The organism is Paenibacillus sp. PK1-4R (assembly GCF_030369595.1).
Classification (GTDB): Bacteria; Bacillota; Bacilli; order Paenibacillales; family Paenibacillaceae; genus Paenibacillus.
In genome coordinates, this window is sequence record NZ_CP126535.1 from 4,750,712 (window position 1) to 4,765,186 (window position 14,475).

Here is a 14,475-nt window from a genome sequence, read left to right on the forward strand (position 1 = left end):
TTAAGAGTTACTGTTACTGATATAAAGAGTTAAAGATTACTGCTTTATAAATTTGCTGAGTTACCGTTTTATTGTTGTACAGTGTTGCTCCATACGCTTTTGCCGTCCACCCATGTTTGTGTGGCCCAGCCTTTCAGCTTCCAGCCTGTGAATGGGGTGTTTCTTCCTTTAGTTGCAAACGTTGCAGGATCAACCGCTTTTTCCTCGTTCAGGTCAATCATCGTGATATCGGCTGGTGCTCCCTCTTCGAGTTTGCCTGTGTCCAGTCGGAATACACGTGCCGGATCAGCTGTCATACGTTTCACCAGGAAGTCCAAGCTCCACAATCCTGTTTCCACAAACTTGGTGTACAGCAGTGGGAAGGCGGTTTCGAATCCTACGATTCCGAAAGGTGCCAGCTCCATGCCTTTGGCTTTCTCTTCTTCACTGTGTGGCGCGTGATCAGTTACGATCATATCCAGCGTACCGTCTAGCAAGCCTTCAATACAAGCCTGCACATCGCGTGGTGAGCGTAGTGGCGGGTTCATTTTCCAGTTGGCATCCATGCCCGGGATATCTTCATCCGACAACACCAGATGGTGTGGACATACCTCAGCAGTTACTTTAATGCCGATGGACTTCGCTAGACGAATCAGACGAACCGATTGCTCTGTACTTACGTGACAGACATGGTAGTGAACTCCTGTTGCTTCTGCGAGCAAGATATCACGGCCAACGTGGATGGCTTCGGATTCATTTGGAATCCCTTTGATGCCGTGGCGCTTCGAAAACTCACCTTCCGTCACATATCCACCAACAACCAGTGAGTCATCTTCACAGTGTGCGATCACTGGCATATCCATGCTTGCTGCGAGGCTCATGGCATCTTTCATCATTTGAGCGTTTTGTACGCCTACACCGTCATCTGTGAATCCAATAGCGCCTGCTTCTTTTAATGCGGCAAAATCGGTAAGTTCACGACCCAGTTCATTTTTTGTAATGGCAGCATAAGGCAACACTTTAACCAGATCAGCTTCTTTGGCCTTATCCAGTACCAGCTTCACAACTTCCGCTGTATCTGTTACTGGTCTTGTGTTTGGCATGCAAGCGATTGTTGTAAAACCACCTTGTGCTGCTGAACGGGCACCTGTCTCGATCGTCTCTTTGTGTTCGAATCCAGGTTCACGCAGATGCACGTGCATATCGATCAATCCCGGAATGACCAGTTTGCCTGATGCGTCTGTTACACTCTGCGCTGATTTTTCGGCATCTAGTACAGCTTGGTCTTCCAGACCAGCGATCTTTTTAATTTTACCTTCATCTATAATGATGGTTTTCCGTTCAAGTTCCCCTTTTTGGTTCAAGACGTTCGCGTTTTTTATAATCTGTAGCATAATTGCCCTCCGCTTCGGTTCTGTCCAGCTTACCAGGCAAGCCGGATGATTTTCTTTATCGTGTACTCTCTTATTGCTCAATAAGAACTACCGTACCGTCAGCCTATGACCCACAGCCAGACCCTGTTACAGTTTCATCGCACGTTCCATAACCGCCATGCGGATGGGAACGCCATTTGCCATCTGCGGGAAGATCCGTGATGCTTCACTTTCCACAACCGCGTCATCTACCTCGACGTTGCGATTCACAGGAGCAGGGTGCATGATAATGGTGCTTGGTTTTAGACGTGATGCCCGTTCTTCCGTCAATCCGTAGTGTTCGCGATAATCCTCAGCTGAAGTAATTAAGCCATGTTGATGACGTTCCAGTTGAACACGGAGCATCATGACTACATCTGCATCCAGCGCTTCTTCAAGACCGACATAAGGAGCATGCTCTGCGAGTTCCGGTGCCTGCATCGTTTGCGGAGCACAGAAGCGTACATCTGCACCAAACTTTTGCAGTGCCCACAGGTTGGAACGAGCTACACGGCTATGCAGGATGTCACCAATGATGGAGACACGCAAGCCCTTCAGTTCGCCAAATGCTTTCCTCATTGTGTAGAGATCCAGCAACGCCTGTGTGGGATGCTCATTGTTGCCATCTCCGGCGTTCACGAGTGGTACATTCACTTTCTGAGCCAGTTGTTGCAGAACGCCTGCCGGTTTCAACCGGATCACGCCTGCATCAATGCCCATCGACTCAAGTGTTCGTACCGTATCGTAGATGGACTCTCCTTTTTCCACACTGGATGCGGCTGCCGTAAAGTTCAGCACTTGTGCACCCAGGCGTTTCTCTGCCATTTCGAAGGAAAAGCGGGTACGTGTGCTGTTCTCGAAGAACATGTTCGCAACAAAGCGTGATTCCAGTACAGGAGCCAGTTTCTCTTTCTGCGCTTCCCAGTGAGCCGCTCTGTTCAGAATGGACTCGATTTCTCCTCGACTAAGTTCCTTCAGTCCAAGCAAGCTTCGGTCTCTCAATGCTGTCTGTGTAATCATTATGCTTGCTCCCCCCGGTTCTGAGTGATTTTGACTTCGTCCTGTCCGTCCGTTTCCATGAGTGCAACTTCGATCTCCTCTGATTTGGAAGTTGGCACATTCTTGCCGATAAAATCAGGTCGAATTGGAAGTTCCCGGTGTCCGCGGTCTGCGAGTACAGCCAGCTGAATGTTCTGCGGTCTTCCACAGTCCATCAGGGCATCCATCGCTGCGCGAATCGTCCGTCCGGTATAGAGCACATCATCGAACAAAATCACTTTTTTGTTATGAATCGAAAGTGATTCAGGTGTCATAATCAACCTTTCCTTGCGATTCGCTTTATTTTCGTCCAAGCGGTCATCGCGGTAAGGAGTCACATCCAGTTCTCCCCAGGGGACTTTGGCGCCTTCGATTTCTTCAATCTTGGCGGCAATCCGTTCTGCGAGGTAAACCCCGCGTGTGCGGATACCGACCAGCACACAATCGTCGATTCCTTTGTTTTTCTCCAATATCTCATGGGCAATCCGTGTTAGTGCGCGGCGGATCGCCGTCTCATCCATAATGACATGTGTCTCTGTGCTCATGCGTTCAGCCTCCTCAGGATTTCCCTTCAGCATCATGGCCCCGTGACGAGGAGAAAAAAAAAGACTCCTTGCCGTGTTTATTGGCAAGGAGTCTCCGAACTTCAGACCGCTCTGAAGAAAGTTTACTCTCGGGGATGCATCGCTTCATTTGCCGCAGCAAAAAAACGATGTATCGTTCACGTTACCTTGCCAGTCTCACGGGACTGATTTAAAGGTGCTATTCATGTCGTTCATATTGCAGGACCTCACAGGGTTCTGTAATCAATATGTCCGTTTGTCTTCATGAATTATGACAGAAAGACAACCCCCTGTCAACACCTCACCATCGCAGGTGAAAACCCTCTGCTACGTTCTTCTTAGAATCAGCAGTTAGGCTGAAAAACATCCATGCACAATACATCTCATTGGTTATTCATAATTATACAACATTTCTGCATATTTATCCATAGGCAAATGAGAAATTTGATATAACCAAAATAAACCTTTGACTATGCTTATGTAGAGACAAAACACTTCTTTTTAGAAGAAACGGTGAGTCTCATTTAAGCAATATATGAAAGCTCTGCATTAGGTCCAATTGAAATGGGTACAGTTTATAAACATGAACCCATTCATAGATGCTGCCATAATGCCGATATACATAAGATTCACAAATATGCGTCATAGAAATAAGATACGCCCTACATTTATGTACATTTAGGAGGAAGTCATGCGTCACATTTGGCACGTTTACAAAACAGACTGGTTACATATTCTGAAGGTTCCCACAGGTATATTTTTAATTGTGGCTATCATTTTACTGCCCGGGGTGTATGACTGGGTCAACGTGAAGTCCGTATGGGACCCGTACAGTAACACCCAGGGGATCAAAATTGCAGTGACAACCGAGGACAAGGGTGCAACTGTTGAAGGAACCAGTGTTAATATCGGAGACGAACTGGTATCCAGCCTCAAACACAATGAAAAGCTGGGCTGGACTTTTGTAGATCGGACCGAGGCTAGTCGGGGTGTACAGACTGGAGATTATTATGCAAGCCTGCTCATTCCCGGAGACTTTTCATCCAAAATTACAGGTATCGTTGACGGAAAGCTGGAGCGCCCAGAGGTGATCTATACCGTTAATGAGAAGGTGAATGCCATTGCTCCTAAAATCACAGGCTCTGGTGTATCTGCCATAACAACACAAATCAATGAAAACTTCACTGAAGCTGTCAGTGAGGCCGTTCTAAGCAAGTTGAAGGAAGCCGGGGTTGAAATTAATGCCCAGCTTCCAACTTTGCGCAAGATGGAGAATGGCATTTTCACACTGGAGAAAAATCTCCCGGCCATTCAAGCCGCTGGTCAAAAGGTACTGGAAGTAGAAAAAGCCATGCCTGAGATTGTAAAAGATGCTCAAAAGATCGTTGATATCGAGAAAAAACTGCCTGAAATCAATGAAGCGGCACAGTATGTGCTCAAGGTGCAGGAGTATTGGCCACAAATTAATGATGCGGCTTCCGAAGTGCTGGCTATTCAAGGGCGGATACCGGATATACAAAAAGCGGTAGAACGCATTCGAGAAGTGGATGAACACTTTGGTCAGGTATCAGATGTCATCCAAACGGCGCTGGTTAAAACCAACAAAGCTCTGTCTATCGTAACGGCCGCAGAACAAGATCTGGACAAAGTATCACAAATCGCTGGCAACGGGATTGAGCTTGCAGAGGGATTAAATCAGTTCGTGGATTCCAGTGAAGAAGCGTTTCAGGCGATTGGCCCGGCGATCCGCCAAAATCTGCTGCTGGTGCAGCAGATTACTAACGCTGCTGGAGACGTATTTGCACAATTGCAAAATTCGGATCTTGAAAACCTTCCTACAGCAGAAGATCTCGACCGGATTGCTTCGCGTTTAGGGATTGCGTTAAAACTCGTCGACAGTATGGCAGAACTACTGGGCAAAATAGACAACTTGCTTCCAAGCCATCCACTTGCCGATAAAATTACACAACTGAACTCCGTTTCAGATAAACTTCAGTTGCAAATCCGTCTGGCTGGGATCATCAGTGATGCCATGCGTCGTAATACAACGCTGCCCGCAGATGTCATCGCTCAGTTAAATACGCTCTCCAAGGACATTAGCAGCGGCATTGGCAATATCTTAAACACCTATGAAAGTGAAATATCTCCTGCACTTGCAGCTGGAGCGGATAAACTAAGATCCATCCTCTCCACTTCAGCAAGTACACTACAAGGAGCAAAAGATCGAATTCCGGATATTGCGGACATTCTTGCATCTGCCAAAGAAGGAATTACGTTTGGGCAGACCGAGTTGACAAAAATCCAGAGCGACCTGCCTCAAATACAATCTAAGATCCATGAGATATCAGAGACACTCGCGAACAAAAGTGAAGGTTTTATCCAAGCTTTGAACACCGTGTCTTCATTAATTCGAAACGATCTGCCCAAGCTGGGAACCAAACTGAACGAAGCGGCTGATTTTGTTCGTAATGATCTGCCTAATGCCGAGAAACAGATAGGCAAGGCATCCGATTTTGTCCAGAACCAGCTTCCGGAGGTCGAAAAAGGAGTACATCGTGTTGCCACGCTGGTACGTGATGATCTGCCAGCATTAGAAAGTGCCATCAGTAAGGCTGCTGACAAACTTAGGGAAGTCGAAGGTAATAACCAGTTTGCCGAGCTCGCCAAACTTTTGCGCGGCGATATCGAAGAAGAAAGTGCTTTCCTTGCAAGTCCGGTGCAAATCAAGGAACAACAGCTTTACCCAATTCCGAATTATGGATCGGCCATGTCACCATTTTATGGCGTGCTGTCCTTGTGGGTTGGCTCAACACTGCTGATTTCTCTGCTTCGTGCCGAAGCTGAAAATCCAGAGGGCAGGTTCCGGGGATATGAGTTGTATCTTGGACGTCTCGCTACTTTTCTGACCATTGGGTTACTTCAGGCGATATGCGTCACCCTGGGAGATATCTTAATCCTGGGTACCTATGTCGCAGATAAACTGTGGTTTATCCTGTTTGCCATGCTGGTGAGTGCCGTATTTGTCACCATAACGTACACCCTGCTGTCCGTATTTGGGAATATCGGAAAAGGGATCGCCATTATCTTCATGGTGTTCCAGTTCTCCAGCTCCGGCGGTACGTTCCCAATCAGCATGACATCACCCTTTTTCCAGGCATTAAATCCGTTCATGCCCTTCACGTATGCGATCAGTCTGCTGCGTGAGTCGGTCGGCGGCATATTGTGGTCTACTGCAATCAAGGATATTCTGTGGTTATGTATGTTCATCGCGCTAAGTCTCATTGTTGCTCTCGCTTTGAAACGTCCACTCAGCAGTCTCACCAAACGTTCAGCCGAGAATGCCAGGAGGACCAAAATTATTGCTTAACTCATTTACTGGACACTAAATAAGATAAGACCATTGGACTTCCCATCCAATGGCCTTATCTTATTTCATTATATGAATCGATACATCTTGATTAATTCACTGAGCGTTCCTGTTCCAACTGATTATAGGATTGTTTGATTGTTGTTAATGTTTCTACATGGCGATAGATGTTGTTACTTGCCGTAACGATAACACATAACATGATCAAGCCTATAACCACTTTTTTCCCCAATCCCGTACGAAGGCTGATGACAAAACCTCCACCCAACAGGAAGAACGCAAACAGATAGTGCCCCGCATACAGGTACATATCATATTGAAATACAGCCAATCCAAAGCCCACGACTACATGAAGCAAAAAGGCAAATAGAATATATGGCACAAGGGTCCATACTTCACGTTCACGAATGCCCTTAATGAAGCCCATGAGTGCCAAAAGTAAAATAAAGATACCTGTAATCTGCACATAGATTGGATTGGAACGGGATAGATCCGTAACAAAGGCTGCCATGCCCGGGTCCAGTAAATGCATCTTCGGTGTCAGCATCGGATTGATGGTTAGCATGGTCAATGCTTTCCAGTGAATAGCGAACTGGAATGGTGTAGCATAGCTAGTCCCACCATTTTGAATGCCCAATAGCCAGTTACTAACCCAGCTTCGACCTCCAAATGCAACATATTGAACGCCTGTTAATACGATAATCATCAGAACCGCTAGTGCCATGATGCCGATGTATTTTTTCAAATTTGCCTTATTGCGCCATGCATGTATATTGAAGAATGTGGCAGCAGCAAATGGTACGATATTGGTCGAGGTTAGTCCAAAGTTAATGGACGCAATCAATGCATTGGGTACATATCGTACGTCTTGACGCTCACGAGTATACTGCATGTAAACCACTGAGAACAGAATAACAAACTGTACATACGGATACGAATCCGGGATCAACGCGGTATACATCAGGTAGGAACTGAAACCAAACAGTAAGGCGAACAACAGCGGTACAATGGTTGGTTTATCTTCTTTTTGACTCAGGAACAGATACGCCAGCACCACTGAACCCGCATTAATCAGCGATTGCAGGATTAGAAAGAACCAGTTGCCTCCCAGCAGTTTCGCTACAGCCGCAAGGGTGACTGCGAGAAAGGAGATCAGCGGATGGATCACGGAAGAACTGTTGTCCCCATAATACATTGAAGGATCAAAGTTGAATAAATTGATTGGAAACAGCGTTGTATTAAATGGGGTATACTTCCCAAGCATCTCTGCATTATTTTCAATGTACAGAATATACAAGCCGTTCATTAAACCATAGAACAAAGCAAATCCTGCAAACAGGTAAAAGGCTGTCCAGTTGGCTCTGCGATTATAAAATATGTAATCTAAAAAGTTCATGCTTTCATTTCACATCCTGATTAATTAAGTTCTAAAATACCAATAAACATAGGCCACCCATAATACATGCCACACCTATCCAGCGTAAAGGGCCCACTGTCTCTTTAAATACCAGCCGCGCTATGATGAGAGTCCACACATATGTTAAAGCGTTAGCAGGCAACACTACGGTTAATGGAAGAAACTTTAGCAATACAATATTCAGCAACGCACCCGTTCCGTAGAATCCAAGTCCCATGAGTACATGCAGACGATTGCGACTGGATGCATAAGCTTTCAGTCCGGCCCCGCCCAGTGCACCACACAACGTCATGACAATTAATACGGCAACCATCCAGCTATCGATCAACACTGGTTAATGTCACCCCGATTCCAAGCAACACAACTGCTGCCAGCTTCTGCACCGTAATCTCTTCCCCAAGCAAAAAGTATCCATAGATTAAGGCAAATACGTAGCTGGCACACATCAGAGGATAAGCAACAGAGAGTTTTTCCATAGCAAAAGCTTTAATCATCAAAATCGCTCCAAGTCCATAACACAGAAAACCAACACCCAGGTAGATCCACTCGGTTAATCCCCATTTCCAGAACAATTGACCCGTTGCTGTCAGAAATGCGGAAACGAGCATCAACCATTTACCAGTATGACGCGATTTTATTTCCCCCACGTTAATGCCTCCATGTCCGGAACACGCTTGTTAATAAAGTATCGTTGACTTACTAGCTGCATGACTGGAAGGTCGGATAAGGAGTCCGAGTAGGAACATGACTGGTCATAATCAATGACCATATTCTTCTCACTCAGATAAGCCTGAATTCGGCGTACCTTCTCTTCCCCTTTGCAATTGCTGCCATCAACTCTGCATGTGTAACCATTCTCATGACGGACAAGTTCAGTTCCAATTACATGATCCACCCAGGGGAAATTATTAAAGTATTTCATATAGGCATGCGGAGATGCAGTTACCAGTAAGACATGATAGCCTGCTTCTTTACGATGTTGCATCTCTACACTGGCCTCGGCAAAAATGGACGTACGCAAACGAGTATCAAAGAAATGTTCGAGATCTTTTTCAGACATACGCTCAATCTCTTGAAAGTAGGATCGTTTAACTTGTTCAACAGTCATGAAGCCTGCCTTGAATAACACGGTATGTAATGCGATGACAGGTAATCTCCATACCTGCCACGGGTAACGGCGAACACCGTAATGCACAAATTGAAACATGGAATCACTGCGTATGATTGTTTTATCAATATCAAAAATTGCGACTTTCGTGCTTTTCACCCTGATCCCCCTCAGCCTTTATTCAAAGATAGCAAAGATTGTAACAACACTTATCACATACAACATAACCGTAATTAATATGGGCTTGTCCTCAAACAGCACCCGATCGGGCGAACCTCCCTGGTTCTTCATGTGTATCAGATACAGGTAACGGAACATGCCGTAAATGACCAATGGAATCGTCCACATGAGATGAATGGTTCGATCTGAAGTGAATGTGAACAGGGAATAACTGATAATCGTAGCTGTCGTCACAATCGTATTGAATTGATCCAGTAATGTAATGGAGTAGTTATCCAAAACCTTACGGTGTGATCCCGTATTTCCCTCAAGCAACGTAAGTTCATTTCTGCGTTTGCCAATGGCCAGAAATAACGACAACAGCATTGTACAGATCAAAAACCACGGTGTGAATGGCACATGGATCAACACACCACCTGCAATGGCACGAAGTACAAACCCGGCTGCAATAGTCATCATATCCAGGATAACGAGATGTTTCAGCACAAATGAATACGATACATTCAACAGGAAATAGACGATACATAACACCCCGAATAGCGGGTTCATCATGAAGGCCGTTCCTACGGAAAGGATTAATAGAATAATGCCAAACAACAAAGCATGACTCGGATTCACCTGCCCAGAAGCCATAGGACGATACTTTTTCACCGGATGCTGTCGATCCCTGTCCCGGTCTACAAAGTCATTTAAAATATACACACAGCCTGCAACGAGGCTAAATAGAATAAAACCGAGCAACGTCGCAAGAATGGTTTCCGTCCGAATCTCCTCAAAAGAGAATAGTAACGCAGCAAATAACAGCAGATTTTTAGTCCACTGTTTGGGTCTTAACAATCTGAATAATCCTGACACTGTACTGCCTGTTCCTGTAGCCGGTGAGGACACCGTACTCGTTCGTGATGATAACAATTGTAATAACTCCCTTCAAAAACAACTTCTGTATATAACAAATAACGTAAAGATCTAATCATATGTTGCTTGTATAATTTTGTAAAGGGAGTAAATGAAAAAAATCTAATATGGGCATAAAAAAAGAGACCGTTTCCGGTCTCTTCGTTTTGATATGATTAATTTATAGGGTGCTACGATTAAAATTCGAATTGCACGTCGCTCAGACGACGTTTGATCTCAGCAATAACACGTTTCTCTTCCTCTTCACCCTTCGCTTCAAAGGTAACGGAGAAACGAACAAAGTTACCCGCATCATCCCAAGGTACGGATGAGATCAGTTTCTCACGGATCAGGAATTGGGAGAAATCTTCGCCTGATTCGAAGCGACGTCCGCCAACCACACCTTTTGGTGCTTCAACATACAGGAAGAATGAACCTTTAGGTTTTTCAGCCTGGAAGCCCAGTTCGTTCAATGCGGCAACGAGCATGTCGTGACGACGGGAATATTTCTCTGCAATTTTTTCCGTAATTTCAGGGTGATTCAATCCGTAAGCAGCAGCCTTTTGAATCGCGATGAACTGACCGGAGTCATTGTTGTCCTTCACGTCACTGAATGCTTTGACTACAAGCGGGTTACCCGCTACGAATCCGATTCTCCAACCCGTCATGTTGTATGACTTGGATAGAGAGTGCAGCTCTACGCCGACATCCTTCGCTCCAGGTACCGACAGGAAGCTGAACGGTTTCTTGCCATCATACGTCAATGCTGCGTATGGAGCATCATGTACAACCACAACATTGTATTTCTTAGCCCACTCCACGACTTCAGTGAAGAACTCCACCGTCGCGCTAGCGCCTGTAGGGTTGTTCGGGTAGTTCAGGTAGAGCAACTTCGCACGTTTTGCGATGTCTTCCGGAATAGCCGTCAGATCAGGCAGGAAGTTGTTCTCTTTCGTCAACTGAATGTTGAACACTTCTCCACCCAGATACTTCGTATGTGTGCCCATAACCGGATAACCTGGAACGGTCATGATGGTCACATCACCCGGATTGATGAAGCATGAAGGCATCATCGCCAAAGCCGGTTTGGAACCAATGGAGTGTACGATTTCAGTATCTGCATCAATACCTTCTACGTTAAATACGTTTTTCAGGTAAGAAGCAGCAGCAGCCTTGAATTCAGGAATACCATTGTCGGCATAACCACGGTTCTCAGGTCTGGAAGCTTCTTCTGCGAGTGCAGCCACAATGCCTGCATCCGCCATTTCGTCCGGTTCACCTACACCAAGGTCGATCAGTTCCACATCGGGAAAATCTTTTTTGGCCGAAGCTTTGGCACGTTTGATTTTCTCGAATTTATAAATGTTCGTGTCTTTACCATAGTTGGAGCCACCGATACGGTCGGCAAAATTAGTCTGAATGTAAGTTTCTTGATATTTATCGATACTCATAACGTTGTTCATCTCCTCATTTGACGCAAATTTCTACACTTTAATATGAAGCATTTGCGTGATCAAAGCCATGGACAAAGTATCCGAACATTTGTACTTTCTTGGAGCTGTTAACGACTGCGTAGCGAGGCAAGCACGTCTTCCATATCTTGCGGAATCGGAGCTGAAAATTCAAGGTATTCTCCCGTTGTTGGATGCACAAATCCAAGAATGGCCGCATGAAGAGCCTGTCCTTGCATTTTGATGCCTTTATTCCGTCCATAAGTTGGATCTCCTACAAGCGGGTGACCAATAAATTTCATGTGAACCCGAATCTGGTGAGTACGTCCTGTCTCCAGTTTCAATTCCAACAAGGTGTAATCATTAATCCGCTCAGTAACGGTAAAATGCGTAACGGCATGTTTACTGTTACGTTCTGTGACCGTATACATTTTGCGGTCATTGGTATCCCGTCCAATCGGTGCATCAATGGTCCCTTGATCATGGTTAAGATGACCATGAACGAGCGCAATATACCGTCTGTTCACCGTATGTTCCTTCAACTGAGCAGCCAGTGATGCATGAGCACGATCGTTCTTGGCAGCCATGATCAAACCCGATGTATCCTTATCGATACGATGCACAATACCAGGACGCAACTCCCCATTAATACCCGAGAGGTCTTTACAGTGGTGCATAAGTGCATTGACGAGTGTGCCCGACGTATGTCCTGGTGCTGGATGCACCACAAGACCACGTTGTTTATTGATCACGATCAAGTCGCTATCTTCATATACCACTTCCAGCGGAATATCTTCGGCAATGATCTCAACGGCAGCCGGTTCAGGAATCTGTAACTCAACCAGATCCCCTTCGGATAACTTGGCATTGGCTTTGACAACAGCACCATTTACCGTAACCATTCCGTCTCCGATCCACAATTGAACTTGGGAGCGAGATACGTTATCCACGGCTTCCGTAATATATTTGTCAATTCGTTCTTTTTTATGTTCAGCGGCAACGGTCCATTCCATACGTTCATTGCCATTCATTAGTTCTTCGTCGTTAATCTGTTCCTTATTCGGATTACTCATGATGTTCATTCCCTTCAATCTTCGCGGCTGCTTTTTCGCGCCGTCCTTCAAGCAATGTCTCCACTATGATCAACCCTACACCGATGCAGATTGCCGAATCGGCGATGTTAAAAATGGGAAACGTATAACTTCCAAAATTAAGTTGTACAAAATCTACAACTTCTCCGGTCAATGCCCGGTCAAGGAAGTTGCCAATTGCTCCACCAAGCACCAAACTAAGCGCCACAGGCAGCAATTTGTGCGGGGTATCTTTTACCTTTTGCAAATACCAAATCAAGGCAACGACCACAATCAACGTAACCACGATAAAGAACCAACGCTGGTCTTGCAAAATGCCAAATGCTGCTCCTGAGTTACGATGTGATGTGATGACAAAAAAATTGCCGATGACCGGAATTTCTTCTCTGAGCTCCATCCGGGTTGCAATCAGATACTTGGTTCCCTGATCCAATAAAAATACGATAAAAGCGAGGATATAATACACCACGTTTGTTTGTCACTCCGTTCTTGTCTTTTCCAAACGATACCAGCCTTACGCCAGACTTGTTTATTGTAGCACAGCTGTTTGGAAATCGTCCACGACGCGCTATATCAGCAATGCTTATGGCAAAAACGATAACATTTCCCTTCTGTAATCTTGCCCTTAATGGCACATCCTACAATAGAGTCAAAATCCGGATTCCAGCATGAACGCAGAAAGGGGAAAATCATGTCACATTTTACTAACAAACAACTGCAATTTTTACGTTCCCAACTGATGTCCGATAAGCGTGATATTGAACATAGACTGTCGGAAAACGAACATTATGGCCTTGGAGACTCCCTTAAACTACAGACAGGTGAATTATCACCGATTGATAACCATCCTGGTGACATAGCCACGGAGGTGTATGAACGCGAGAAAGATATTTCCCTGCTAGAACATGATGAATTCCAATTAGAGCGAATCGATTCTGCACTGCATTCCATCGAAGAAGGACATTATGGTACATGTGCCGTCTGCCAGCAACCCATCCCTTATGAACGCATGGAAGCTGTTCCCTACACCAAATACTGCAAAAAACATCAACCGGAAACCGTTGTCTCCGAAAACCGTCCTGTAGAGGAAGAATTCCTTGCCCCGGCATTTGGTCGAACCAGTCTGGACGAGCGTGATGACCAAAATGGCTTCGATGGTGAAGACACCTGGCAGATTGTTGAAAGCTGGGGCACATCGAACTCACCAGCCATGGCTGAGGGACGTGATATCGACAGCTATGATGTTATGGCGATTGAAGCAACCGATGAAGTGGAAGGCTGCGTTGAAGCGTACGAAAGCTTTGTTGCCACGGACATCTATGGTCATGACGTCTCCATCGTGCGCAATCGGCAATATCGTCAGTACCTGGAGAACCGTGAAGGCGAGGGTCTGTTAGAACCGGATATGGAGACGGATGACATGTACTAAATGCACTTTGATATCTTTCACCTTTAATTGATAATCGCTTAGTAGGTGTTCATATCAAGCTGACGCTGGACAATGCGCACAATATCAGCGATGTAGTCTCCAACAATGGGAAGATTAAGCGCCCCAAGTAGCTGCAAAACGTAAATGATCGTTGCTGCAAAAAAGGTAAACCCAATCGCAATCCCCACACCTCGGGCGGCTCCAGACAACAGGTTAAGTCCAATCAGCTTCCATGGCCTGTTCAGCAATTCTGTGTATTGCGCAATTCGTGAACGTTCCAGTTCATTCGCCAGACGGTTCGTCAGGGTATGTAACTCTTCAATTTTGTCATGCGAATTTAGATTGTCAGATGTTGATTGTTGTGAAGTGGATGCGGGTTGCTTGTCATGTTCGCTCATGTTATGGTCAGTTCCTTTGATCAATATAGATTGACTGCACTATAGAATCATTGCCTTTTTGCTTAAAAAACAAACGAGCCCAGAACCAGGGAATATGTCCCTGCCTCTGCGGCTCGTTGGTTTATACTCTAAATTCTGTCCTAATTGG

General features: G+C 45.5%; 14 protein-coding genes. 2 read left to right on the forward strand and 12 right to left on the reverse strand.

Annotated elements, in window-relative coordinates:
- Window positions 1-68: 68 nt before the first annotated feature.
- The 3 genes from pyrC to pyrR all read right to left on the reverse strand — a co-directional run bounded on the left by pyrC (window position 69) and on the right by pyrR (window position 2,974).
- The gene (gene pyrC, locus QNO02_RS20675) at window positions 69-1,373 is read right to left on the reverse strand and encodes a dihydroorotase (protein ID WP_289389866.1); all 1,305 of its coding nucleotides are present in this window, start codon (window positions 1,371-1,373) and stop codon (window positions 69-71) included.
- A 126-nt stretch (window positions 1,374-1,499) separates the two neighbouring features.
- Window positions 1,500-2,411: an aspartate carbamoyltransferase catalytic subunit gene (locus QNO02_RS20680; RefSeq protein WP_036614815.1), complete on the reverse strand. Its 912-nt coding sequence runs from the start codon at window positions 2,409-2,411 to the stop codon at window positions 1,500-1,502.
- Window positions 2,411-2,974, reverse strand: coding sequence for a bifunctional pyr operon transcriptional regulator/uracil phosphoribosyltransferase PyrR (pyrR, locus tag QNO02_RS20685; RefSeq protein ID WP_091034809.1), 564 nt, complete (start codon window positions 2,972-2,974; stop codon window positions 2,411-2,413). Before pyrR ends, QNO02_RS20680 begins: the two co-directional genes overlap by 1 nt.
- Before the next feature lie 709 nt (window positions 2,975-3,683).
- Here pyrR and QNO02_RS20690 point away from each other — a divergent pair.
- Window positions 3,684-6,359: a YhgE/Pip domain-containing protein gene (locus tag QNO02_RS20690; protein ID WP_289389870.1), complete on the forward strand. Its 2,676-nt coding sequence runs from the start codon at window positions 3,684-3,686 to the stop codon at window positions 6,357-6,359.
- A 91-nt stretch (window positions 6,360-6,450) separates the two neighbouring features.
- On the opposite strand, the gene QNO02_RS20695 is transcribed toward QNO02_RS20690, so the two are convergent.
- From QNO02_RS20695 to lspA, 8 genes are all read right to left on the reverse strand, one after another.
- Window positions 6,451-7,755: a DUF6080 domain-containing protein gene (locus tag QNO02_RS20695; RefSeq protein WP_289389872.1), complete on the reverse strand. Its 1,305-nt coding sequence runs from the start codon at window positions 7,753-7,755 to the stop codon at window positions 6,451-6,453.
- A gap of 31 nt (window positions 7,756-7,786) precedes the next feature.
- Window positions 7,787-8,107 carry an EamA family transporter gene (locus tag QNO02_RS20700; RefSeq protein ID WP_327196662.1) on the reverse strand — a complete coding sequence of 107 codons (321 nt, stop codon included), beginning with the start codon at window positions 8,105-8,107 and terminating at the stop codon, window positions 7,787-7,789.
- Window positions 8,094-8,384, reverse strand: a complete 291-nt coding sequence (locus tag QNO02_RS20705) for an EamA family transporter (RefSeq protein ID WP_502921890.1) — start codon at window positions 8,382-8,384, stop codon at window positions 8,094-8,096. Before QNO02_RS20705 ends, QNO02_RS20700 begins: the two co-directional genes overlap by 14 nt.
- 26 nt (window positions 8,385-8,410) lie before the next feature.
- On the reverse strand, window positions 8,411-9,043 hold the full coding sequence (locus tag QNO02_RS20710) for an HAD-IB family hydrolase (protein WP_036614827.1): 633 nt from the start codon (window positions 9,041-9,043) through the stop codon (window positions 8,411-8,413).
- A gap of 18 nt (window positions 9,044-9,061) precedes the next feature.
- Window positions 9,062-9,952, reverse strand: coding sequence for a decaprenyl-phosphate phosphoribosyltransferase (locus QNO02_RS20715; protein WP_133386011.1), 891 nt, complete (start codon window positions 9,950-9,952; stop codon window positions 9,062-9,064).
- 203 nt (window positions 9,953-10,155) lie between these two features.
- A complete protein-coding gene (locus QNO02_RS20720; RefSeq protein ID WP_036674844.1) occupies window positions 10,156-11,409 on the reverse strand; it encodes an LL-diaminopimelate aminotransferase in 1,254 nt (417 codons plus the stop codon).
- 110 nt (window positions 11,410-11,519) lie between these two features.
- On the reverse strand, window positions 11,520-12,482 hold the full coding sequence (locus tag QNO02_RS20725) for an RluA family pseudouridine synthase (protein ID WP_371129030.1): 963 nt from the start codon (window positions 12,480-12,482) through the stop codon (window positions 11,520-11,522).
- Window positions 12,475-12,969, reverse strand: coding sequence for a signal peptidase II (gene lspA / locus QNO02_RS20730; protein WP_017687321.1), 495 nt, complete (start codon window positions 12,967-12,969; stop codon window positions 12,475-12,477). Before lspA ends, QNO02_RS20725 begins: the two co-directional genes overlap by 8 nt.
- A 222-nt stretch (window positions 12,970-13,191) precedes the next feature.
- On the opposite strand from lspA, the gene QNO02_RS20735 reads away from it, so the two are divergent.
- Window positions 13,192-13,929 (forward strand): TraR/DksA C4-type zinc finger protein, encoded by a 738-nt coding sequence (locus QNO02_RS20735; RefSeq protein WP_091028495.1) that lies wholly within the window; start codon window positions 13,192-13,194, stop codon window positions 13,927-13,929.
- 38 nt (window positions 13,930-13,967) lie between these two features.
- On the opposite strand, the gene QNO02_RS20740 is transcribed toward QNO02_RS20735, so the two are convergent.
- On the reverse strand, window positions 13,968-14,327 hold the full coding sequence (locus QNO02_RS20740; protein WP_091028493.1) for a DUF5665 domain-containing protein: 360 nt from the start codon (window positions 14,325-14,327) through the stop codon (window positions 13,968-13,970).
- Between the last annotated feature and the right edge of the window lie 148 nt (window positions 14,328-14,475).